General features: G+C 47.1%; 23 protein-coding genes. 11 read left to right on the top strand and 12 right to left on the bottom strand.

Annotation, left to right across the window (positions count from 1 at the left end):
* From B5D50_RS00565 to B5D50_RS00550, 4 genes are all read left to right on the top strand, one after another.
* Positions 1-1,617, top strand: a complete 1,617-nt coding sequence (locus B5D50_RS00565) for a dihydrolipoyllysine-residue acetyltransferase (protein ID WP_078920631.1) — start codon at positions 1-3, stop codon at positions 1,615-1,617.
* An 11-nt stretch (positions 1,618-1,628) separates the two neighbouring features.
* Positions 1,629-3,395, top strand: coding sequence for a dihydrolipoyl dehydrogenase (gene lpdA / locus B5D50_RS00560; RefSeq protein ID WP_078920630.1), 1,767 nt, complete (start codon positions 1,629-1,631; stop codon positions 3,393-3,395).
* A 151-nt stretch (positions 3,396-3,546) separates the two neighbouring features.
* Positions 3,547-3,810 (top strand): type II toxin-antitoxin system TacA family antitoxin, encoded by a 264-nt coding sequence (locus B5D50_RS00555; protein ID WP_078920629.1) that lies wholly within the window; start codon positions 3,547-3,549, stop codon positions 3,808-3,810.
* On the top strand, positions 3,798-4,307 hold the full coding sequence (locus B5D50_RS00550) for a GNAT family N-acetyltransferase (RefSeq protein ID WP_078920628.1): 510 nt from the start codon (positions 3,798-3,800) through the stop codon (positions 4,305-4,307). Before B5D50_RS00555 ends, B5D50_RS00550 begins: the two co-directional genes overlap by 13 nt.
* Here B5D50_RS00550 and vapC read toward each other — a convergent pair.
* From vapC to B5D50_RS00535, 3 genes are all read right to left on the bottom strand, one after another.
* Positions 4,304-4,720 (bottom strand): type II toxin-antitoxin system tRNA(fMet)-specific endonuclease VapC, encoded by a 417-nt coding sequence (gene vapC, locus B5D50_RS00545; RefSeq protein WP_078920627.1) that lies wholly within the window; start codon positions 4,718-4,720, stop codon positions 4,304-4,306. The genes B5D50_RS00550 and vapC overlap by 4 nt on opposite strands.
* Positions 4,721-4,957, bottom strand: a complete 237-nt coding sequence (gene vapB, locus B5D50_RS00540) for a type II toxin-antitoxin system VapB family antitoxin (protein ID WP_078920626.1) — start codon at positions 4,955-4,957, stop codon at positions 4,721-4,723.
* Between the two features lie 68 nt (positions 4,958-5,025).
* Positions 5,026-6,387, bottom strand: a complete 1,362-nt coding sequence (locus B5D50_RS00535) for a hypothetical protein (RefSeq protein WP_078920625.1) — start codon at positions 6,385-6,387, stop codon at positions 5,026-5,028.
* A 234-nt stretch (positions 6,388-6,621) separates the two neighbouring features.
* Between B5D50_RS00535 and B5D50_RS00530 the strand changes: the two genes are divergently transcribed.
* The 6 genes from B5D50_RS00530 (at position 6,622) to B5D50_RS00505 (ending at position 11,497) form a co-directional block, all read left to right on the top strand.
* Positions 6,622-7,326 (top strand): Fic family protein, encoded by a 705-nt coding sequence (locus tag B5D50_RS00530; RefSeq protein ID WP_078920624.1) that lies wholly within the window; start codon positions 6,622-6,624, stop codon positions 7,324-7,326.
* Positions 7,327-7,426: 100 nt separating this feature from the next.
* Positions 7,427-8,374: a lipoyl synthase gene (gene lipA, locus B5D50_RS00525; protein ID WP_078920623.1), complete on the top strand. Its 948-nt coding sequence runs from the start codon at positions 7,427-7,429 to the stop codon at positions 8,372-8,374.
* 97 nt (positions 8,375-8,471) lie between these two features.
* On the top strand, positions 8,472-9,056 hold the full coding sequence (locus tag B5D50_RS00520; protein WP_078920622.1) for a DNA-3-methyladenine glycosylase I: 585 nt from the start codon (positions 8,472-8,474) through the stop codon (positions 9,054-9,056).
* Between the two features lie 39 nt (positions 9,057-9,095).
* Positions 9,096-9,980: a DMT family transporter gene (locus tag B5D50_RS00515; RefSeq protein WP_078920621.1), complete on the top strand. Its 885-nt coding sequence runs from the start codon at positions 9,096-9,098 to the stop codon at positions 9,978-9,980.
* 105 nt (positions 9,981-10,085) lie between these two features.
* Positions 10,086-10,784 carry a histidine phosphatase family protein gene (locus tag B5D50_RS00510; protein ID WP_078920620.1) on the top strand — a complete coding sequence of 233 codons (699 nt, stop codon included), beginning with the start codon at positions 10,086-10,088 and terminating at the stop codon, positions 10,782-10,784.
* 71 nt (positions 10,785-10,855) lie between these two features.
* The gene (locus tag B5D50_RS00505) at positions 10,856-11,497 is read left to right on the top strand and encodes a TRADD-N-associated membrane domain-containing protein (protein WP_078920619.1); all 642 of its coding nucleotides are present in this window, start codon (positions 10,856-10,858) and stop codon (positions 11,495-11,497) included.
* Positions 11,498-11,555: 58 nt separating this feature from the next.
* Here B5D50_RS00505 and cspE read toward each other — a convergent pair whose 3' ends face one another.
* Positions 11,556-11,765 carry a transcription antiterminator/RNA stability regulator CspE gene (gene cspE / locus B5D50_RS00500; RefSeq protein ID WP_078920618.1) on the bottom strand — a complete coding sequence of 70 codons (210 nt, stop codon included), beginning with the start codon at positions 11,763-11,765 and terminating at the stop codon, positions 11,556-11,558.
* 253 nt (positions 11,766-12,018) lie between these two features.
* Positions 12,019-13,131, bottom strand: a complete 1,113-nt coding sequence (locus B5D50_RS00495; protein ID WP_078920617.1) for an App1 family protein — start codon at positions 13,129-13,131, stop codon at positions 12,019-12,021.
* A 153-nt stretch (positions 13,132-13,284) separates the two neighbouring features.
* Between B5D50_RS00495 and B5D50_RS00490 the strand changes: the two genes are divergently transcribed.
* A complete protein-coding gene (locus tag B5D50_RS00490; RefSeq protein ID WP_078920616.1) occupies positions 13,285-13,734 on the top strand; it encodes a hypothetical protein in 450 nt (149 codons plus the stop codon).
* A 209-nt stretch (positions 13,735-13,943) separates the two neighbouring features.
* Here B5D50_RS00490 and B5D50_RS00485 read toward each other — a convergent pair whose 3' ends face one another.
* The 7 genes from B5D50_RS00485 to B5D50_RS20285 all read right to left on the bottom strand — a co-directional run bounded on the left by B5D50_RS00485 (position 13,944) and on the right by B5D50_RS20285 (position 23,646).
* A complete protein-coding gene (locus tag B5D50_RS00485) occupies positions 13,944-14,189 on the bottom strand; it encodes an antitoxin (protein ID WP_078920615.1) in 246 nt (81 codons plus the stop codon).
* A 144-nt stretch (positions 14,190-14,333) separates the two neighbouring features.
* Positions 14,334-15,698: a ribonucleotide-diphosphate reductase subunit beta gene (locus tag B5D50_RS00480; protein ID WP_234975752.1), complete on the bottom strand. Its 1,365-nt coding sequence runs from the start codon at positions 15,696-15,698 to the stop codon at positions 14,334-14,336.
* Between the two features lie 16 nt (positions 15,699-15,714).
* The gene (gene dcm / locus B5D50_RS00475; protein WP_234975751.1) at positions 15,715-17,037 is read right to left on the bottom strand and encodes a DNA (cytosine-5-)-methyltransferase; all 1,323 of its coding nucleotides are present in this window, start codon (positions 17,035-17,037) and stop codon (positions 15,715-15,717) included.
* A gap of 10 nt (positions 17,038-17,047) precedes the next feature.
* Positions 17,048-17,899: a NotI family restriction endonuclease gene (locus tag B5D50_RS00470; protein ID WP_078920614.1), complete on the bottom strand. Its 852-nt coding sequence runs from the start codon at positions 17,897-17,899 to the stop codon at positions 17,048-17,050.
* Entirely contained in the window at positions 17,896-19,047 is a 1,152-nt protein-coding gene (locus tag B5D50_RS00465; RefSeq protein WP_078920613.1) for a DNA-methyltransferase, read from the bottom strand. The genes B5D50_RS00470 and B5D50_RS00465 overlap by 4 nt, the downstream gene beginning before the upstream one ends.
* 291 nt (positions 19,048-19,338) lie before the next feature.
* Positions 19,339-19,569, bottom strand: a complete 231-nt coding sequence (locus tag B5D50_RS00460) for a DUF2188 domain-containing protein (protein ID WP_078920612.1) — start codon at positions 19,567-19,569, stop codon at positions 19,339-19,341.
* 75 nt (positions 19,570-19,644) lie between these two features.
* Positions 19,645-23,646: a ribonucleoside-diphosphate reductase subunit alpha gene (locus B5D50_RS20285; protein WP_078920611.1), complete on the bottom strand. Its 4,002-nt coding sequence runs from the start codon at positions 23,644-23,646 to the stop codon at positions 19,645-19,647.
* Between the last annotated feature and the right edge of the window lie 283 nt (positions 23,647-23,929).

Here is a 23,929-nt window from a genome sequence, read left to right as displayed (position 1 = left end):
ATGAGTAAAGAAATCAAAGTACCTGATATTGGTGATTTCAAAGCAGTTAATGTCATTGAGCTGCTGGTGAAAGTAGGCGATACCATTAAGATCGACGATCCGCTCATTACTTTAGAATCCGATAAGGCTTCGATGGATATTCCAGCCTCACACGGTGGTGTGGTTGAGGCCATTCAAGTGAGTGTGGGGGATAAAGTTTCTGAAGGCAGTGTGATTTTATTGCTAGCCGATGCCGCTGAGGCCAGTGTGAATGTGGCTGCGGCTCCTGCTCAACCGAAAGTTGCAGGTGGTGCGGCACAAGCGGCTGCTCCAGTCGCGGGTGTGAAAGAAATTAAAGTCCCTGATATTGGTGATTTTAAAAGCGTCAGTGTGATTGAAGTTTTAGTGCAAGTGGGTGATGTGATTAAGGCAGAAGATTCTTTAATTACGCTGGAGTCAGATAAAGCTTCAATGGAGATTCCCTCTCCCAAAGGTGGCAAGGTTAAGGAAATCAAAATCGCAGTCGGCGATAAGGTTTCTGAAGGTAGCCCGATTCTTTTATTAGAGGTGGAAGGTGCCACACCTGCAGAAGCCCCTAACGCTACTCCAGCAGCGACTGCAGCGGTGGCTACGCAGGCGGCTGCCCCCGTGCTGAGTGTGGGTAATGATGAGACATTTAAGCGGGCTTATGCGAGTCCATCCGTGCGTCGCATTGCGCGGGAACTCGGTGTAGATCTCGCACAAGTTGCAGGCACAGGGCCGAGTGGGCGGATTACCGAGCAAGATGTGCGTGGCTTTAAAGCGGGTGGGGCAGTGGCTGCACCGGTAGCTGCTGCGCCAAGTGCTGCGGTTTCAATGCCAGTTGCCAGCTCAAACTCAGCTACGACGACTGCAGGGATGGGGGGTGTGCAATTCATTACCCAACCAGATTGGAGTAAATTCGGTGCAGTCGAAACGGTACCGATGTCACGCATTGGCAAGCTCTCCGCCAAGCATTTACATCGTGCTTGGTTAACAGTGCCGCAAGTCACGCATTTTGACGAAGCGGATATTACAGAGTTAGAAGCGTATCGCTCTAGCATGAAAGATAAAGCCAAAGCGATGGGCTTTAATTTCACTCCGCTGGTATTTATGATGAAAGCAGTCGCGGCGGGTTTGAAAGAGTTCCCGAAATTCAACTCAGCCCTCGCGGATGATGGCGAAAACCTGATTCAGCGTAAGTTCTATAATATTGGCATTGCGGTGGATACACCGGATGGTTTAGTCGTACCTGTGATTAAAGATGTCGATCGTAAAGGCTTGTTTGAGCTAGCGCGTGAGTTGGGCGACATCTCCAAAAAAGCACGCGAAGGTAAGCTCAAAGCTGCTGATATGCAAGGTGGTTGTTTCTCCATTTCCAGCCTTGGCGGAATTGGTGGCACTAACTTTACCCCGATTGTGAACGCACCTGAGGTCGGTATTCTCGGTCTGACTCGCGCCCAAGAGCGCTTGGTGCGTAAAAATGGTGAAATCGTGGATCGCTTAATTCAGCCCTTAGCGGTGTCTTATGACCATCGAGTGATTGATGGCGCGTATGCTGCGCGCTTTGTTAGCCACTTATCCTTCGTCTTATCTGATGTCCGTAATCTCATTCTGTAAGGAGCACTGTTATGAGTCAAATTGTTGAAGTCAAAGTACCGGACATTGGGGATTTCAAAAGTGTCGATGTCATTGAGGTGCTGGTAAAAGTGGGTGATAAAGTGCAAAAAGAAGATGCACTGATCACACTGGAATCAGATAAAGCCTCGATGGATATTCCATCTTCCCATGCAGGCACGATTAAAGAAATGCTGATTAAGGTCGGCGATAAAGCCTCTGAAGGTTCGCTGATTTGCAAAATGGAAGTAGAAGGCGTTGCGGCTGCTCCTAGCCAATCTGCGCCAGCTCCGGCTGTTAGTACGCCCGCGCCTACAGCCGTGGTAGCGACTCCGGCTGCCGCTAAACACAGCGGTTCTGCGGATGTGAGCTGCCAGATGCTGGTCTTAGGGGCTGGCCCTGGTGGTTATACGGCTGCTTTCCGTGCTGCTGATTTAGGTATGCAAACGGTGCTGGTTGAGCGTTGGTCAACGCTAGGTGGTGTGTGCTTGAATGTGGGTTGTATCCCGTCTAAAGCCTTATTGCATGCAGCCAAAGTGATTGACGAGTCGCATGAATCTAGCGATTTCGGCATTGAGTTTAGTGCACCTAAAATCGACATCGACAAACTACGTACTTGGAAAGAGAAAATCGTCGGGCGCTTAACTGGCGGCTTAAATGGCCTTGCCAAGCAACGCAAAGTGCAAGTGGTGCGTGGTGTAGGTAGTTTCCTCGATCTTAATCATGTCGAAGTGGTCGGTGATGATGGCAAGAAAACGGTAGTACGTTTTGAAAAAGCGGTGATTGCTGCTGGCTCTGAAGCGGTGAAATTGCCGTTTATTCCTGAAGACTCGCGGGTGATTGATTCGACGGGCGCTTTAGAATTAGCGGGCATTCCTAAACGGATGTTGGTGATTGGCGGTGGGATTATTGGTCTGGAAATGGCAACGGTTTATCACTCACTCGGTACTAAAATTACCGTGGTGGAAATGCTGCCAAGTATCGTCGCAGGGGCGGATAAGGACATTGTGAAGCCTTATCAAAACCGTATCCAAAAGCGCTATGAAGCGATTTGGCTAGAAACCCGCGTGACCAAAGTTGAGGCAACTCCAGAGGGTATGAAAGTCAGCTTTGAAGGCAAGCATGCTCCTGCTGAACCGCAAGTCTATGATCGTGTATTAGTTGCTGTTGGCCGTACTCCGAATGGTAAGCGCATTGGTGCAGAGAAAGCGGGGGTCGCGGTGGATGAGCGTGGTTTTGTGCAAGTGGTTGATTCGCAAATGCGTACCACTCAGCCGCATATTTTCGCGATTGGCGATATTATCGGTCAGCCGATGTTGGCACATAAAGCAGTTCATGAAGGTAAAACGGCCGCTGAAGCCGCTTCTGGTTTACCCAGCCACTTTGATGCACGGGTGATTCCATCGGTAGCCTACACTGATCCTGAAATTGCGTGGGTGGGGGTGACGGAGGAGGAAGCCAAGGCCAAAGGTATGAAAGTGGGCAAAGGTGTCTTCCCGTGGGCAGCCAGTGGTCGTGCCTTGTCACTGGGGCGCGATGAGGGCGTGACCAAATTGATCTTCGATGAGGAAACTGATCGAGTGATTGGTGCGGGCATTGTCGGCGTGAATGCGGGTGATTTGATTGCTGAGGTTGCCTTGGCGATTGAGATGGGCGCGAATGCGACGGATATTGGCTTGACGGTGCATCCGCATCCAACGCTCTCGGAAACGGTAGCGATGGCAGCGGAGATGTTTGAAGGCTCGATTACTGACTTAATTGCGCCTAAGAAACGGCATTAAAGCTGAATAGCTGCGGCGAAAAACGGCGGGGTAACTCGCCTTTTTTTATATACCCCTAGCAACACAGCTTGCGCTGAATTGATCTAAACTGATTCATTTCTAATAGAAAACTATGCTACTGTATTACAAAGTAATACGAGAGCTAAATATTATGTCCACCACCACCCTCAGCGTTCGCGTCAATGACGATGAGCGTAGCCTCCTCGAAATAGCGGCCCAACACGCTCACACTACACTGAGTGAATTTATCCGGCGCAAAGCACTTGAAGCTGCCGAACTAGAGCTGATGGAACAACGTGTTGTTGAAATCCCCAATGAGATGTGGGAGCAATTTGAAGCATGGTTAGATGCACCCGCTAAAACCAACCACGCTTTAAAACGCTTAGCTACGATGAACTCCGTATGGGAACGCTAAGCAAACCGCGTCCTTTGGAGCAAACTGATAACCGCAATGAATTTGATTGTGGACGTCCTTCATTGAATACATGGTTGCAAACCCATGCTTGGCGCAATCAGCAATTGGGCAGTTCGCGCACCAATGTCATTACCAATGAACAAGGCAAAATAGTTGCTTATGTCTCACTGACAGCTGCCGAAATTAAACGCGAATATTTGCCCAAATCTCAACAACGCAACCGCCCTGAAAGTATACCTGCTGTATTGCTTGGACAATTAGCAGTGGATAGCGCCTATCAAGGTCAAGGGATTGCACAATCCTTATTATTCTTTGCGTTTCGCACCACTGTTCAGATCAGTGAGCAAATCGGCTGTGCTTGCTTAATCACTCATCCTTTAGATAAAAAGGCACGGACTTTCTATCAGCATTGGGGCTTTGAGGATACGCCGTTTGACCCGAAAGGTTCGCTGATTATTAAAGTCAGCGACTTAAAACAAAACGGTTTTGCGGCTTAAGTAGAGCTAATTGATTCCGTCCAATTTTCCAAGCGTAAACCTTGCACTCGCTCAAATTCACGAAGATTATTCGTTACCAAAATCAATCCTGTAGAGCGTGCATGCCCTGCAATCATCATATCGTAAGGCCCAATCGGTTGACCCACCGCATACAGTTCTGCGCGTACCTGCCCAAAATGGGCGGCGGCTAAATCATCAAAATCCAAAATTTCCAAACGGGCGGCGAGCCCTTCAATATCTGCTTGGTTTTTAGCAGGATTAGCTGAGCGCTCTGCCCCAAACACTAATTCACCCCAAGTCACGGCTGAAATTGCCATTTGCCCTTCATGACGTTTGAATGCTACTCGGACTGGTTGCGGACGGTTTTTAATGGTGTAAATAACAATATTGGTATCGAGTAAATATTTCAGCATTTAGAGCAACTCACGCTGCTGATCGGCAGGTTGGTCGCGCTCTGAGATGAAGTCAGCGGTACATTGGGGATTATCGAACCAAGCATCCCAACTCTCATGAGCTGGGGTGATAATGCGTTGATTACCAATAGCGACAATTGTGACTCGGCTCACGGAAGCAGGTAGCTCAACGAGTTTAGGTAAGCGCACCGCTTGACTACGATTACTTTTAAAAAGAGTGGTTTGAACAGAATTCATTTTGTATATCCTTTAAGTATATCCCTGTTTATCATCTTAGATATTCCCCCAAGGTTTTGCAAATCACCTTACCCACAAGACACCATCGCCACTTTCACCCGCCCCGTGAGCAAATAATCTTTTGGCGCATCCAGATCAAACTGTAATTTATGAATGGAACAGGTATCTTGCAGAATGTCTTTAGCGAGGCGGGTATTTTTGACGATTTGGCTGAGTTGCCCGCTATCGAGTAGGAAATTACTTTGCAGGTATTGGAAGATTTCGCCGGAGTCTTGTAGATCAGCATTCAGGCGCAGCAGGCGTTGATAGGTGTTACCACTAAAATGCCGCAGCTTTTGCAGCATACCCGTCTTTTTTGTAAAGTTCACATAAGGCACACGTCCACCTGCATCATTGTCATTCAAGCAAGTACGCTGTAGGAGTTGTGGGGAGAGATGGGCAATTTCGGCGGGAGGCTTGATGCTGCTCATTTGTGTGCGGCTGAGTTTGCTATCAGCGGCTTGCGATTGTACTTCGCCATTCGCCAGCCAATACCAGCGCCATGCATAGTCGATATTACCGATGCGATCTTGTTGGCTGAAGATAAAATCCAGCAACACAATTTCGCTGAGTTCTTTCATCCAATACATCATTTGAAAGGGGTTAGCATCGACGGTGGCTTTACGGATTTTCACGTTTTTGAAAGCCTGTTTTTTGCCTTCGGTGATAGCTTGGAGTAAAGGCAAATCTAAGCTTAAAGCCAGATAGGGCGCAGTACGCTGAAACTCTTCATTTTGCACCGTACCCCAACGCGAACGCACGCCATTGATCTCCGCACCATAACGCTCACCTTTGGCCTTGAGCATGCATCCATAGATTTTCTTCCGATCTGGAGTGAATAAACTGGCAGCAGCTTTAAAGTTGGCAGGATTTTTTTCTGCCGCTGCTAAGTGTCGCCACCCTGCTGCAATCATCCCCTTACGGGTTTGCGCGACCCCACGTTGAGTCACGCGCTGATAATGTGCCTTACTATCCATTTCCCGATAAATCGCCACCGGCACAGCAATCGACAGATCGAAATAACGCGAGAAGTGATAATACAAAAGCGCAGCGGGGGAGAAGGTGCCGCTGGTATTCGACTCATTCAGGCTCTGCTTAAACACAGCCGCTTTTTTCACGCCCTTCGGCACGGCTTTGCCTTTGAACTGAGCTTCATAACTGCTTTGTAGATAGTCAGTTGTGCTTAAATCTCGCAGCATTGTTGCAGGGCTAGTGCTCCAAGTTTTTGGGCAGAGTGCGAGTTTTTCTGCATAGAAATCAAAGCCGACTAACTTTGCCTCCTGCTCCGCATCTTTCTTACTGTAAACCCCATGCGGAATTGCAGGCAGGGTGCTACTCCGTTCATTCAGTCCATTGGGGGAGCGGTATTCTTGAGCTAGGGTGCTGGGCATGGTGGCCTTCCTCGCGCTTTTATATTTTTATGGGGCTTTTTAAAAGTATAGGTGGTTTTGGTGGAGAGCACGGCTGGCTGGTTTGGTTTAAGGGTTTGGTTAATATGTTTAGATTCTCCCCCAAGCGTATACCAGCCATGACTGCTAATAATCCAACGACGGGCTTCCGATAAATCTTGTTTGAATCTCAGAAATCAACTAAAAACACTGGCAATTCTCTAAGGCAGATCAGCTATGCAAGATAACTACTGGCAAATGCAGCCCAATCCCGCCAAAGCGCTGATGCTGGCTAAGCGTCAGCTCAGTGAGTTTGTCTATGATGCTGTCAATCTGGAAGGGATCAATATGACCCTGCCAGAAGTGCAAACTCTGCTGGAGGGTATTACCGTGGGTGGGCATAAACTCTCCGACCAGCAAATCACGGTGAATCAAGGCAAGGCTTGGCGGTTATTATTTCGCTGGCTTGAGCGGGGTGAATTTGCCGTGTCTGCACAAAAAGCTTGCGAGCTACATGCAGTGGCAGCTAAAGAAGAGGCCTTAGCATGGGGAGAGTTTCGCTCAGGGGCGGTTCTGATTGCCGGAACTGATTATTTGCCTCCACCTGTAGCTGAGTTACCCACTCGCTTTGATGCAATGGTACAGGATCTAACCAACTTGTCTGATATTTATGATCAAGCTATTCATATTTTCCTGACGATGGCACGGTGCGAATTTTTTTATGATGTGAACAAGCGTATGGGACGCTTGATGATGAATGGGCATTTACTCCAGCAGGGTTACCCAGCTATCAACTTACCTGCCAAGCGCCAACTGGAATTCAATCAACTCATGCTGGCTTTTTATGAATCGGGTGATGAGGTGGCAATGAATGCTTTTATGCGTTCTTGTTTAGACCCTCGTGTGCTTAGAATTATGCAGGAATCGGCAGATAGACTGTGATCCTACTAGGTTCAAGGCAGGATTTGAGAGTACAATCTGCCTACACCAAAGACGCACTAGCGTTAAAATGATCAGCTCTTTATACAGGCTAAGATGAACCATGTCTTATGTAAAACCCGAACCCGGTGTGCCTTTGCGGCGTGCAGATAAAGTTTCTCGGATTCCGATTAAAGTTGTACCCAAAGATGAGCCACTGAAGAAACCTGCTTGGCTGAAGGTTAAGTTGCCAACGGCGTCTCAAGCGGAAAAAGTACGCGGCATGTTGCGTAATAATAAGCTGCATACCGTTTGTGAAGAGGCTTCTTGCCCGAATTTGCCGGAATGTTTTGGGCATGGCACAGCAACTTTTATGATCCTTGGTCAAGTTTGCACTCGTCGTTGCCCGTTTTGTGAAGTCGGGCATGGGCGGCCTTTACCCGTGGATGAGCAAGAGCCAGAGCATCTAGCCGATGCGGTACGCTCGATGAATCTGAATTATGTCGTCATTACCTCGGTTGACCGCGATGATCTGCGGGATGGGGGTGCCAAGCATTTTGCTGATTGTGTGCGTGCCGTGCGTGAAGCTCAGCCGGGGATTAAAGTCGAAACCTTAACCCCTGATTTTCGTGGACGGATGGAGCTAGCGCTTGATGAAATGTCGGTCGCACCTCCTGATGTCTTTAATCATAATATGGAAACGGTGCCGCGTTTGTATTTAAAAGCTCGCCCTGGGGCTGATTATCAGTGGTCACTGGATTTAATTAAGCGCTTTGGTGAACGTCATCCAACTGTGCCGACTAAATCGGGGTTGATGGTGGGCTTGGGTGAAACGATGGATGAGCTCAAGCAAACTATGCAAGATTTGCGGGCGCATGGCTGCCGGATGTTAACCGTAGGGCAGTATCTTGCACCCTCCACTTCCCATTTGCCGATTGAGCGCTATTACACACCGGATGAATTTGAAGACATTCGTCGGTATGGTGAAGCACTCGGTTTTGAGCATGTGGCGAGCGGTCCTTTAGTCCGTTCTTCGTATCATGCTGATCAGCAAGCTAAACAATTAGTTTAAGTCGTCTTTCTACGCTGCATTCAGGGTCTAATGCAGCGAGAGGTTCGTTTCTCCTATGCCTTCTAATTAGGCTGCTTCAGGTCTAAGGATAATTTTTATGTTGCAAGCCAGTGCAGATGGCAAAAAACGATGTTTTGGTGGGCAAGCCGGTAAGGAGTTCTATGCCGACTATCATGATCGGCAATGGGGTATTCCTGAGCATGATGACCGTCGGTTGTTTGAAATGTTGATTCTCGAAGGTGCACAGGCTGGCTTAAGCTGGGAAACCATTCTGAATAAGCGAGAGGGTTATCGGGCGGCTTTTCATCAGTTTGAGGTCGCAAAAGTCGCGGCTATGACTGATGCGGAATTAGAAGCACTCCTGCTTAATCCGAATATTGTACGCAATCGGTTAAAAATTTTTGCCGCCCGTAAAAATGCCGTCGTGTTTAGCAGCATCCAGCAAGAGTTTGGCAGCTTCGATCAGTATTTATGGCGGTATGTTGAGGGCAAACCACAGGTGAATCATTGGAAATCCTTCGGTGATTTGCCAGTGAGTACCGCTTTGAGTGATGCGATTTCCAAAGATTTAAAAAAGCGCGGAATGACATTTGTCGGTTCAACGATTATTTATGCTTATCTGCAAGCGGTGGGGGTAGTGAATGATCATTTAGCCGACTGCTGGTGTCGTACTGAACCTTAAGTTTGAGGTGTTTTTGGGGTTAGATGGTAGAATCTTGTCATGCAGCAGCAGGTTTTCAAAGGTTATTTATTAGCATTCATTGGGGTTTGTATTTTATCACCGGATGCTCTGTTGATTCGATTGGCTGGAAATGATCCTTGGGTGATTGCGGGCTGGCGCGGTATCCTGACAGGTATCATGATTCTCATCTATAACCAAGGCTTAGATGGACGATCCTTGAAAGCACAAAAAGGCTCATCGGGTTATCGTTATTATGTAAATATGGTGCTATTCGCACTGTCGAGCTTCTGTTTCACTTATGCGATTAGCAAGGCTAATGTGACCGATGTCTTGGTGATTATTGCCTTCACACCCTTATTAAGCGCTTTGTTATCAGCGTTGTTTTTGCAAGAGCAAGTCTTGTTAAGAACTTGGGTGGCAACCTTAGTCTGTGGCGTGGGTTTAGCGATTTTATTTAGCCAAGCAGGTGGGGAGAGTCAGCCCTTAGGATTAATCTCGGCGGCGGCGTGTGCGATTTTATTAGCCGCACAATTTGTGATTATGCGCAGTTGCCCCGATGCAAATTTCTCTTCTAGTATGGGGTTTGGTGGTCTGCTCGGGGGAATAGTGTGTATGCTGGTGTCTGGCTTTGTCATCCTACCCGCTTCCCAAATGTGGGCGGTGTTAGCCATTGGTTTGATTGTGAGTCCGATTTCTTTTGTGCTATTTGTGTATTCACTGCGTTATATCACAGCTGCTGAAACGGGTTTGATTATGTTGTTAGAGTCGGTGTTGGGTTCTTTACTGGTTTGGGTGTTTCTAGGTGAGCATCCTTCCTTGCCAACAACGTTAGCTGGGTTATTAATTTTAGGAACTTTAGGCATTTATAGCTTCTTAACCTTACGTGAGGCCAAGCAAGCTCCACTGGTCAGTACCTTGAGTTAAGTTTCGGCTGTTCATAGCTGCCAAATAAGGCCCAAACTGAAACTCAGGTTAATGTCTGAATGAGTCTGTGTATAAGTAAGATATTGATTGGACAAGGATGTCATTATGGCTGAAGAGCAAACACCAGAGGTTCAAGGATCTGAACCCTTACTACTCCCAAAACAGGCCGAGCAGCCAGCATTAGCCTCGTCCGCACTTGAGCAACCGCCTGCGCAATCGACGTTTATTGATTTACTCAAGCATGGGCGAGTCGCAACACCTTCACTGTTTGCCGCGCCTGCTGATGAACCGCTGGGTATGGAGGGTTGGAAGCAGCTCACCCTTGCGACTCAGCAAGGCTCATGGGATGTGATCTATAGCTCCACCACTCGGCGTTGCCATGATTTTGCACGTTTGTTAGCCCAGCGGTTAGACTGTGAGTTTATTCCCGATGCGCGCTTGTGTGAGCTAAATTTTGGTGCGTGGATCGGTTTAACCCAAGAAGAAATTTATGCTCGTGATCCAGAATTATTGCATCAGTATTATTTTCAACCGCGCCGCTTTATTGCTCCTGAAGGGGAGTCGATGGATTTTTTTATGTGGCGAGTAGCCGAATTTTGGGCAGAGGTACTCGAAGCACAACAAGGCAAGCGAGTTTTAATTCTGACGCATACTGGCGTGATTCGTGCTCTGATTGCAAAGGCACTCGATTTGCTCTATCAAAAGAGTCTGCGGTTTGCGGTGGACTCGGCTTGTTTCACACGCTTGCAGATTTATCCTGATGGTGAGCTAATGCTCTTAGCGCATGGTGTGAAAGCTGTCTAGTGCTCGGGCTGATCTATACTTGAGGCATATAGATATATAGATAGACATCAAGCTTACAGGGGGAAAAGTCGATGGAGTCAGAGTCTAATGAGCGTGATAGCAACCGTGCAGGGGGCTATTTTGATAATTTGGTGAATGTCCGCCAGTCTTCAGTGGCAGGTGCGACTGAGAAAGCCTTAAAACATTTATCGGCGGCGCCTAAAGATGATGTGACTGCGATTGCATCTTCACAAATTGAACTACTTGCCCGCTTTTATGATCTCTCACTTTCACAAGCAGGGCGTAGTTTTCGTTGGGCTTTGATTGCTAGTATGGTGGGTTTAGCTTTTTTCCTAATGGCGATTGTCTTTATGATTTGGCAGCAATCAGGGGAGTTGGCGACAATTACGATGATCGGTGGGGCGCTGATTGAGTTTATTGCAGGGGTAAATTTCTATCTCTATGGCAAAACCCTCACTCAGCTCAGTTTGTTTCAAGGTCGCTTAGAGGTAACACAGCGTTTTTTATTAGCCAATAGTTTATGTGAAAGTTTAGGAGAGGCTTGGCGAGATCCAACACGGGCGCGCTTAATCAATCAATTAACGACTCGGTATCCCTTAGCAGACTATAGTGAAATAACCGCCGATACGCTCAGAGTCAGCCCGACTGAGACTCCAGTGGATCGTGCAGCAGCAGAAGCCACCACGGATGCAATGGCGCAACCGCCCGCTTAAAAAGCAAAAAGGACTTCAGTGAAGTCCTTTTTGAGATTCTTAGCTAAAAACTAAAAGCTTAGATAGCTTCTACGTTTGCAGCTTGCAGACCTTTTTGACCTTTTTCAGTTTCGAAAGAAACTTTTTGGCCTTCAGTCAAAGTTTTGTAGCCTTCAGATTTGATTGCACGGAAATGTACGAATACGTCTGCACCACCATTGTCTTGATTAATGAAACCAAAACCTTTCTCTGCATTGAACCATTTTACAGTGCCAGTTAAACGAGCCATGAGGTATCTCCTGATATTTTCAATAATATAAAGCCAAGCGCTCTTGCGCTATAAAGCCGCAATAGATTTCTTAGTTATGACAAGCTGGGAATGAACAACTTCAGGACAACATGACTTACTGACAAGGTGAAGCGGTGTAACGAAGGTTTTGTTTCATTTGTTGCATAAACTCAGGTCTGTATTACAGGCCGGAATTGATGCTAACACAGTTAATTTTAAACTGATACCGTTATTTGCTAAGTGGTTAGCCAATTTAAGCATCAGGGCGGTCAAGTTCAGCTTTAAGTTGTTCTAGCACGGTGGTCGCGATATAGCCTTGTTGTACAGCATGTCTAGCTGCTTCAAGGGTTGTGGCAACCAAGCAAAGGTCGATTTGTTGCTCACGGGTTTTTTCGGCAAGGCGGAGGATTTCCTCATCTCGAGTCGGCTCTGTACTCACATCACGAATATAAATGGCTTTGACTTGCTGTGGTCGTTGGCTAACTATTTCACTATAGACTTCAGGGTCGTGTTGACCGCTATCACCGATTAAAATAAAGGGAAGTTGTGGATAGCTGTCCATAATCTGATGAATGTATTGCGTCTTATGATGGTGGTGACTAGCTTTAAAGGTATGCAAGCCAAAATCGCGCAAGAACAAGGTGCCACGGGGAATGCTATTCAGCTCCATGAATTCTTCAAGGAAGTCATATAAATTCCAAGGGCTGCTAGACACATAAAACATGGGGCGTGGTACAGAACCACCGTGAGTGAGTGCTTGATAGAAGATATTCACACCTGCGAAGGGTAAGCGTGAGGCGGGGCTACGTAAGAAAGTAAGCCGCATCATATTTAAAGTGCTCGTTGCATTCGTGACCATGATGGTGTCATCAATGTCGCTAATAATGCCAAAATCACAGCTGGAGCTGGGGATTTGTACCTGACCCGTGAGCGTTTTAACCGGCGTGGTGACTAAAGTCTGCTCGGGAAGATCCACTTGATAATCATACCAAAGGCCATAAGCGTTTAAATCCCGCACTGGTAAGCTGGCGGCGAAATAACCTTCTGGGTCAGTGATTACTTCCGTGGTTTGCCCTTGGAATTGGATCTGCAACCGTAAGTTGGGAATTTCGTCGCTTTCAAAGCGCTGATAGGCAGAGGCTAAATTTTGCCAGAGAGTTTCTTCATCATTATGCTTAGCCAAGCCTTTATCTTCTAGTGCACGCCCTCTGATTTGAATCCATTGCTGATTGCCAAAACCGGTGTAGGGGATGATTTGAATGGTTTCATCAGTCTGCAAGCGTTCTTTGAGGGTGGAGTGGATGGTTTCAAAGCCTTCACTGACTAGGTTACCTAAGGCTTGTAGGGTTGCTTTAAAACGGGGCATTGGCTGTCCTTGGTGAGTTCCGTGAGTTGATTAGCAAGATTCTAGCATGTGGCCTATGAATAAAGCGCACTAAGCCACTAAGTGCTAGTCTAAGTAGAGAATAAACTTAGCTTATAAACGGTTCAATTTGGTTCAATATTGCGAGGTAGTAGGATGAAAGTCTTAGTTTTTAGTATCAGTGTCGGGTCTTTATTGATGGCTAATCTAGCCTTGGCTGCTTGCCCGAGTGGCAGCGAAACTTTATTTTTCTGCAATACCCAAAAGGGCAATAAGCAGCTTGAAGTCTGTGATGCGGGCAAAACGATTAGTTACTCTTTTGGCAAAAAAGGACAGAAACCTGAATTAGCCATTGCTGTGCCACGTTCAAAAGCCAGTACTTGGCAATGGCAAGGTATTGGGCGTTATATGTCATATAGTGTGAATATTCCAAATAGCGATTATAATTACAATGTATTTTGGAGTGTAGATCGAGTGACTGAGGAGCATGCGATTGAAGCAGGCGTGAATGTAGAAAAGAAAGGCAAACTACTCACGACCCTCTTATGTCAAGAAAAGGGTTTGATTAATAATTTGGAAGGGGTGGATTTGAAGCCTGCGGAGTAGTTTTATTTAAGGACGCCAGATAGCTACTTTAAATCAGCTGGCGTTCCGTTGATCCTCTAGGTCTATCTTTGGCCAAGCTGCCAAAGCACGCAGAATTCCTGAGCCTAAGCCGCGATAGGGTCAAATATTTTTGGCTACGAATGAGGTCAAAAAGTGAGTGCTCAAATTGCTCACGCAATCTGCCGTTGATGTCTTCTTCATGCATATGATTAGTCGCTAGAATTAAGTTCGACTCCAAGGCATGAGTGTGGTGTGTCTTGGCGCTCATCAGCCATAAAGTCCTCAGGCATACAGGGGATATGCTCAAACGCTTCAGCTAAATTACGTGGCCGTTTACGTAATATAACCTCATCCCCTCGTTTGAAGATTTCAATCTCATCCACATCAAACTGGAATTCTTTAGGGATACGCACAGCTTGGGAGTTGTCGCTCATGAATACGCGGGTAGTTTGCATGGTAGGTGTATACTCCCTATAAATGTATTTACGCCTAGTACAGATACTCTCTCCTACTAGTCAATGCAGGACTTAAGGCTCTATCTGCCACTAGTTCATAGAGCCTTAGTTCTTACACCAACGCTTAGGGATACAAGAGTTTAATCACTCCCACTTCAAAGCCCCACCGGTCTGGTACTCCGTCACCCGAGTTTCAAAGAAGTTCTTTTCCTTGCGCATATTGGACTGTTCATCTAACCAAGGTAGGGCGTTTTTAGCACCCGGGAAGGGTTCTTCCATCCCTAAACTACGAGCACGGCGATTAGCAATGAAGCGGAATTGTTCATGGTGGTCTTGTTGGCTATAGCCCAAGATCGGAGTAGGGAGTAGGAATTTAGAATAAGCGACTTCAGCGGCTTCGGCTTCGTCCCACATATCACGAATGTCGCGTGGGTCGAGTTGGACGTTTTCTTCTTGCATAATTTGGCGCACGACGCGAATGCCGAAAGAGCAGTGCATGACTTCATCGCGCATAATGTATTGCAGTTGTTCAGCGGTACCTTTCATCAGGCCACGCCGTTGTAAGGCGAAGACAGGCGAGAAACCATTATAGAACCAACAGCCTTCAAAAATACCGGAGAAAAAGGCATACGACAGGACAAATTCCTGTAAATCGTCCGGCTGGCGTAGGTCAATATCCGAGCGCATTACCGCATTCAAACGGCGGTTAGCAATCTGAATCTTTTGATTAATTTCTGGCACAACTCGATAGCGGTTGTAGATTTCGCTTTGATCAAGGCCAATGGTTTCGATGCAATGTTGGTAGGTCCATGTGTGCAAAGCCTCTTCGTAGACTTGGCGGGCTTGATAAATCTGCAATTCGGGTGCAGTCATTTTTTCCATGACGGCTAAACCAATATTGCGCATCGCCAGAATATCAGAGGTGGTTAAGTAGGCGAGTACGTTTTCGTAAACATGGCGCTCTTCAGGTTTGAGCTTGTGATGATAATCGTGGACATCCTGCGCCATATTAATGTCGAGTGGTGTCCAGTGATTTTTATTGGCATTAATAAAAAATTCCCATGCCCAAGGATATTTGAAAGGCGCGAGTTGATTAATATCCCCCAAACCGTTGATGACTCGTTTGTCTTCCGAGTTAATCGGCTTCATCGGCGTGAAGGGTTTTTGTTCACCTTCTTCACGCCGACGAGCCGATAAGCTCGCCCTTAACGTTGCTGGCGGCGTCTGCGTAGAACTTGCTTCTTGCGTTGGATGCGTTGCACGTCGTTGCGAGCCGGAGTCTGGGTCATTTGCACTGTCCTCAAAAGTCAAAGATTGAACAAAATGGGTATCACTAGCGGGATACTCCAAGCTGAGCTTGGTCTTGTTTTTTTCTACTTGTTCGACAGCCTCACGTTGATCAACGGCTTCATCCGTGATCAATGTGACACTTTTATTTCTATCCAGTTCGGGGCGCGATTGTACACGGCTAATCGGTGTAGCTAAAGGGTCATCCCAGTTGAGTGTCATAAATTTTCTCCAAGATTCAACTTGCTTTTTGATAACTTATGGGTTCTCTTAATACGGAACTCATGACTTTTTTCTGAGCTAAAAGAGTTTTCAGCTGTTGGCCTAGAGGTTGTGCGAGTTTTACAGGTACTGCATTCCCGATCTGCCGCATTGCCTCACCCCACGCGCCTTCGATATAAAAATTTGTTGGGAAAGTTTGCAGCAACTTGGCTTCATGCACGGTGAAATAGCGCACCGAACCATCGCGGTAACGCAGCATGTTTTCACCGCCTGGTACGCCATGCCCACCCGCTTTCAAAGTTTTGGCAGGCAAGTCATGATCACTGCCCGTATGCCCCGGATACACCCGTGCGCCATCACGGAAAAGGTGATCGGGAATGGCATGATCGGAACGCGGATCTGGCAAATGACCCAACGCATCACGCACGGTTTGCCAAGGTTTCAACGCAGGCGGGAACAAACCATAACGGGTTTTGAGCGCATTCACTTGCTTTTGGATTGCTGCATTCGGCTGTTCACGTTGATCATGCACCAAACCGTGTTTTTCCCAGTATTCGCCTGTCACGAATTTGTCCCACAGCAAGCGACTATCGGAATGTGTTGGAGCAGGAAATGCCCATTCCACATACAGATCGTCACGAATACCGACCACGAACACCCGTTCACGGCTTTGCGACACACCATAATCCGCAGCGTTGACAAGCTGATAAGCCACTTTGTATTTCAGCCCTTGATGGGTTTCATACCTGAGTTTTCTGAGTAATTGCAGGTGTAACTGCCAATCCAATCCGAATTTGGGTTTATAGTCGGGAAAAGTCAGGCGTAGCACGATGTATTCAAAATAATCAGCGAAGGATGAGCGCAATAAGCCTTTTACGTTTTCAAAAATGAACGCTTTAGGTTGCAATTCGCGGATGGCATTGATGGCATAGGGGAACATATCGCGATGATCCTGATCCGCCTGATGCTTGCCACCCAAGGAAAACGGCTGGCATGGTGGGCCACCTGCTATGATGTCCACACCGTTCAATCCGTCATAGCTGAAATCACGAATGTCCCCTGCAAAAACTTTTTCCGCACCGAAATTAGCTTGCAGGGTGGCGCAAGCGTGTTTATTGAATTCCACCAATTTGACGTGATGAAAACCAGCAAGCTCCAATCCTTTTGCCAATCCGCCTGCACCGGAGAATAGTTCCAACGTTTTCATGACCGATTCTCCGGGAGGCAGAAGTGTATGCACGGGAGTACCGTTGAAAAACCTGACCGCATCCTTCACCAGTTCAGCGAAAGCCGTGCTGGTGTAGATGTGTTCGTTGCGGTCAAAGGTAAAATCTTTCATTACTACTCCACTATACCGGAGCAAAAAGAGTGGTTGCAGACAGTTTCGCTTGCAGCGTATGCATAATCTGCTCCAGTTCAATCCGAGCCTCTGCCTGTAAGCCAAGACAAAGGCCAATGCCATCAGTATCCGTACTTAAGCGTGACTGCATCACCAGCTTATACGACTGATAAGCCTGCCCCTTCATCCGGTAAGCGTGCAAGTGCATGGAATCAACAATGGCTGCGGGGTTATGAAGGTGGTCAAACTTGAACTCACGCTCCATGTAATCCAGTAGTTTATCTTGCACGACCAATACCAATTTCTTGTTTACATGCTCGAACGTCTGAATCTTATGGTGCATCTGCACAAGGATCGTTTTGGCAGTCATTTTCCAGTTCATGCCAAATGACTTGCCAGAAGTTTCGCCATCATCGGTACGAGTTACACCCAATGTTCTCAACAAACGCTGACGCTCAGGCCATACCGTACCCGTCGTATCCAATGTTTGCAGCTCAATTCCGACGAAATCCTTAACTTTGCCGCTCTTCACCGAAACAAGAAAATAATCGACACTGCCACCGGGAATGGCAACTTCGGAAACAATGTGCAACTCATTTCCCGGCTCGTGCAAGGTCAGCAGGTGCAGACAATCAGTGAATATCTGGCGACGTTCCAGCAGACGGTTAGGGCAAATAATGATGGGGGCTGGCTCTTTTCCGTATAAAACCGTACAAGAACCAATGGCTGTACTTGGATCGCTTTTGCGAATTTTGTAGCACTTTTTGCCTGCATACACGCATTGCTGTCCAGCAACCACCGCGTTCCAATCTACTTCAGGCTTGGTGACTGATTGACCAAATAATTCGACCACTTTACTCATAACAGCCTTCCACACCTTTCTTGAGCCAATTCAAGGTAACGCCGCGATATGTCGATACCGATGGATTTACGATTCAGGCTTTGCGCCGCTACGAGGGTTGTGCCTGTCCCGCAAAACGGGTCGAGCACGATACCCCCTTCAGGGCACGTTGCCAATAGAGGGATTCGGCACAAATCCACCGGATAGGGCGCGAAGTGCGCTTCCCTGTTTTGGGTGTCTTCGGGGAGGATGTCCCACACATCACTGGGTTTGCTGCCGTTGGGGTGGTATTTAAGAAAATAGAAACCCTTGTCACGCAATTCTTTGGCACGACCTGACAGCTTTTCACTGTCGGAATGAGTGGTGCGTTGCTGCCCACGAATCACCATTCTGAAATCTGCTAAACGACCGGCACGGACTTCTCCCAGCATAGTGTCGAGTGCGGTAAATGCTGCGGCTTTTTCAGTAGCAGAAAGTGCAGTGGAAAGCTCCAATTGACGCTTATAACGCACGCCTGATACACCCGTCGCAGACACAATTGCGCCGTTGACCACTTTAGTTTCACGCGGTTTGGAACGGATAGCGTCAGCGTTGTAGTAGTAACCTTTAGCCTGTTTAACAAAATGAAAGACGTTTTCATGCGTATTGGCGAGGCGGTCTTTGCTGTTATCCATACCACCTTTCAGCTTGTTCCAGATAACTTCGTTGCGCAGAATCCAGCCTTGATTATCCACCAATTCAAAAACAACCCGCCACGGGATACCGACCAACCCTTTATCGCTATAGCTATCACCGAGATTCAGCCAGAAAGAGCCTTCTGGCTTCAATACCCGCTTGATTTCGGCACAGATAGCAGCAAGACTTTTCACGTAATCGCGGTAATCGGCTTCTTGACCTATCCCACCGTTTTCGTATTCGCGTTTGCCCCAGTAGGGGGGAGATGTCATCACGCAGTCAATGCTAGCTGCGGAGAATTCACGTAAGGAATACAAAGCATTGCCCTGCAACAACAAAGGGTTAATGGCAGTATTATGTTGATAAGCTGTAACAATTTGTTGATTTTTTTTGTTATTAATTTGTTCAGCTTGAATGGCAGGCACGGCTATAGTTGCCTGATCAATTGGACAAGCAAAACCATCAACACTGGCAAGTAACCCTATGGTTTTCATGCCAAGTTATCCTGCAAACAAAAAGACACCACCCTCAGCGAAGGAAGGTAGATGATAGAATTCTTATGAACAAAAAGCATAAATACTCATCACTGGCTTCGAGCTAATCGAAGATCAGAGAGCAATCTATCAAGAATGAATTTGCTCTAAGCTCTCCAAAAATGTAAAACTACGCAGGTGATGAGCGCATTGCTTTGATCAAAAACCAGCCAGAAGCGTCAACTTCTGACTGGGGTTAGGTTAACCGCCTAAAGGCTCTACTTGTTACCGCTCAAAGTATCCAAGTAGAGCCTATTTTTTATCCTTCGGCGGATAAGGATCATGTCCATGACTATCTTTCCGTGCAATTTTCCCATCTGCATTATGAAGATAGAGTTCCGTATGTTGACTCTGACTAATTGTACGCCCGACATTAGTAGCCTCAACTTTAGTCTTGGAACAAAACAGTGGATTGGAATTACCACTCTCTTTCACACACCATCCATTTTCAGATGGCACAACATGGTGACTTTTCTTAGTCATAATTTAAGTACCTGACCTCTAAGGAAGAATAGGCTCTGACGCTGAGGTCTTGAGCGTCAAAGCCCTAACAAAAATCTACTGACAAGCTTCACACTCAGGGTCGAGCAACGAACACGCCTTTGGTGCAGCCGAACCCACTTCCAATAAATTAGCTGCCATTTTTACGCTAGGCTTTTTCTCTTCTGCCGCTGGAGTCGAAGCGTCATTCAGCTTTTCGACCCCTGTTGCGCCTATTGAGCGTAGGTAATAGGTAGTTTTTAAGCCACGTACCCAAGCTAGTTTGTAGAGATTATCCAGCTTCGCGCCATTCGGTTCAGCCATATATAAATTCAGTGACTGACCTTGATCAATCCATTTTTGACGACGGCTGGCCGCTTCCACTAACCAACGTGCATCCATTTCAAAGGCAGTTGCATATTTACGGCGTAATTCCTCAGGCACACGATCCAGTTTCTGCACCGAGCCATCGAAGTATTTCAGATCATTGATCATGACTTCATCCCACATCTCCAAGGCTTTCAAATCCTCGACTAGATAAGGATTGATCACGGTGAACTCACCGGACAAATTCGATTTCACGAACAGGTTTTGATAGGTTGGCTCGATGGATTGGGAGACGCCACAAATATTAGAAATGGTGGCAGTTGGGGCAATCGCCATCGTGTTGGAATTGCGCATACCTTGACGTTTGATCAGATTGCGTAGGCCATCCCAATCTAAGGTTTGGGTGGTATCGACATTGAAATAAGCGCCACGCTCTTCACCCAATAAGCTCAAAGAGTCAATCGGGAGGATGCCCTTGCTCCACAATGAACCGTTATAGCTCGGATATTTACCACGCTCAGCGGCTAGATTGCTGGAAGCCCGAATCGCAAAATACGATACCGCTTCCATGCTACGATCTGCAAACTCCACCGCTTCTTCTGAGGCATACGCCAAGTTCATCTTATACAGCGCATCTTGGAAGCCCATGATGCCCATACCCACTGGACGATGACGCAGATTCGATTTACGCGCTTGTGGAACGCTGTAGTAGTTATAGTCGATCACATTGTCGAGCATACGCATCGCGGTATTCACAGTGCGTTCAAGCTTTTCCATATCTAAGCCATCAGCCGTGGTATGTGCGACCATATTGATTGAGCCAAGATTGCAGACTGCAATCTCACTATCGTTCGTATGCAGAGTGATTTCGGTGCAAAGATTAGAGCTATGCACTACACCAACATGCTGATTGGTATAACGAATATTGCACGGGTCTTTAAACGTAATCCAAGGATGACCCGTTTCAAACAGCATACCCAGCATTTTGCGCCAGAGCTGATTGGCAGGCAGTTTGCGGGATAATTTAATCTCACCGCGTGCGGCTTTGGCTTCGTATTCTTCATAACGCTGTTCAAAGGCTTGCCCCGTCAGATCATGCAAATCGGGTGCATCATCGGGCGAGAACAGTGTCCAGTCTTTATCTTCCGCGACCCGCTTCATGAAGAGATCAGGAATCCAATTCGCGGTATTCATATCGTGGGTACGCCGACGTTCATCACCCGTGTTTTTGCGCAGCTCTAAAAAGTCTTCGATGTCGATATGCCAAGTTTCGAGATAGGCGCAGACTGCACCCTTTCTTTTTCCCCCATTGTGAGCGAGCGCAGCCGTAGTCATATAAGATTCATCGCCTTCCACGATTAAGTCGAGCACAAAAGGCAGGGTCGGAATGGTTTCAACACTCCGCACTCGACTAAACACACAGCCATTATGCGTAATCCAGTTTTGCTTAGTGATAGCTTTGCAGTTCACTAATGCAGCGATTTCTGCCACGGCTGGAATACGAATATCGTAGGCTTTAGTCGCTCCGGTGAATTGAATTTGCGAACCATCAGAGCGCGTACCCGTGTGCATATTCTCACGCTCACGATATTGCCCCGCTGTTGGAACGCCTAAACGCAAGCATTGATAACGCAAGCCTTCTGCCAAAGCACGCGAGGTATTGGTGAAATAGATTTCTTTGCCACGATTTACGCCGCCATCGGTTTCGAGCAAGCCTTGAATCAGCGCTAAAGTTTGTGGGCGTGGTAAATGCGCGAATTGGCGTGCAATGCGTTTTTCGCCTTTGGCATTGTAAAGATCGTTATAAGTGAAGGGCAAAGTGGCAGCACCCGCACTGACAATGCGTCCTGTTGTGCCATCACGCAACACACCTTGACCACTCGCCCAATGAATTTGTAGATAGGTTTCGCCACGCCCCGTTTCCCAGCAGTAAATGCCCCGAGCTGTTAAATACTCCCGTACAAATTGCAAATGACTGTCGTTTTGAGGGTTGCCAGAAACACCCCATTCCATGCCATCTTTGCTCATGTGGCCATCGCTGAGCAAAATGCCATATAAACGTGCATCTTCTGCGCTGAAACCTTCTACCATCACTGTTTCAGTCGGAATCACTTGTGCTACATAATCGCCTGCTTGTAATTGACCCGCTTCGACCCAAGCTGCGGCAACCTTACCATTTTCCAACCACTTGCGCGTGCGAGCACCCGCTTGCTCCATTGGGACGCCTTTGATTGCCCAGAACGGATGCCCTGCTGTGACTTTGACTGGCTCAATGGCATGTTTCACCTCGAGTGCCACCATCGGGTCATGCTGGTTATACGTCATGACTTTTTTGACTTCGCGGTAACTACCACTAATGCCTAGTACTAAATCACCGACTTGTACTTCCCGAATCGCTTTTGTGCCATCCGCTGTATGCAATAAGGTATCAGGTGCAAAACATTGATTCACCGCTACTGCCGTATCATTCGCCACTTTCAAGAAGGGAACGACGCCTTGTGATTTACCATTCGTGCCTTTGATATGCGAACCCATGCCCCTCACCCGGCTCCAGTCATTGCCCAAGCCACCCGCGAATTTGGAAAGCAGCGCATTGTCTTTAATCGCGCCATAAATCCCATCCAGATCGTCGGGGACGGTAGTTAAGTAGCAAGAAGATAATTGTGGGCGCAATGTGCCAGAGTTGAACAGAGTAGGGGTACTGCTCATGAAATCGAAGCTAGACAGCAGGTTATAGAACTCAATCGCCCGCGCTTCACGGTCGACTTCATTAATGGCCAAACCCATGGCCACCCGCATAAAGAACACTTGCGGCAATTCAAAGCGCGTACCTTGATGATGCAAAAAGTAGCGGTCATACAGGGTTTGCAAACCTAAATAACTGAACTGCAAATCGCGCTCAGGTTTTAAGGCAGCGCCTAATAGTTTCAGATCATAGCGACTGAGTTCATCGGCTAACAAGTGCACTTCAATGCCGCGCTTAATCGCTTTGATCAAGGCTTCGGTGTATAAGCCCTGCATTTCTTGTTGAGTGGCTTCCGTGTTTTGGCCTTCAAGGAAACTTAAGACCTCACGCCGCAAGCTATCCATCAACATCCGTGCTGCTACTTGTGAATAATTAGGATGATGATCAATCAAGACCCGAGTGCTGATAATCAGAGCAGTGGCAACTTCTTTTTCAGAAATACCATCATACAGATTGCGCAAAGCACCTTGGGTGACCTGTGCCGCATCAACACCATCTAAGCCTTCTACCGCTTCAGCGATCACCTTGTGTAAGCGCTCTTCATCTAATGGGCGCAATTCGCCATTGTCCAGTTTGACATGAATGGATAGCTCTGCTTTAGTCTTAGTTTTCTTATCTTTCTTGGCACGCAATTTGGCACGCTCTTCACGGTAGAGCACATAACTACGGGCTACTTTATGTTCACCGGCGCGCATCAAAGCTAATTCAACTTGGTCTTGTACATCTTCAATGTGAATCATGCCGCCATCCGGCATCCGGCGAAAGAGAGCATCAATCACTTGCTCGGTGAGATTTTTTACCGTGTCGTGAATTCGTGCCGAACCAGAGGCAGAGCTACCTTCGACTTCTAAAAAAGCTTTGGTCAATGCGATATGAATTTTCGAGGCATTAAAATCAGTCACTTCACCATTGCGACGAATCACCTTGCATTTAGGGGTAGAGAATTGCGGTACTTTTATGTCTTCAAGGCTACCGGATTTTTGTACTTTTACATTGATTGAGTGCATAAAAAACCTCTACCCCAGCTTCAGTGGGGCAACTTGTTTAACAAAAAATTATCATAGGGGATCTGCTAATTATAGCAGTCTAATAACAGCCTAGCTACTAGATGCTGTGTAATAGGCCTATAAGAAACTACAATATGTTGTTAATAAGCTGTGGATAAGCTTGTGGAAATCCGCGTAACACTGTGCTAGAGCAAGCACTTTTCGGATTGAATTAATGAGCTTTAATATTCTGTGCGGTGTTCTAGTCACGATGGTGATGAGCCTTGCATTGTGGACAGTCGTA

Source organism: Thiothrix eikelboomii (assembly GCF_900167255.1).
Classification (GTDB): domain Bacteria; phylum Pseudomonadota; class Gammaproteobacteria; order Thiotrichales; family Thiotrichaceae; genus Thiolinea; species Thiolinea eikelboomii.
Note: the sequence above shows the minus strand (reverse complement) of the source record. Positions and strands in the feature narration are given on the sequence as shown.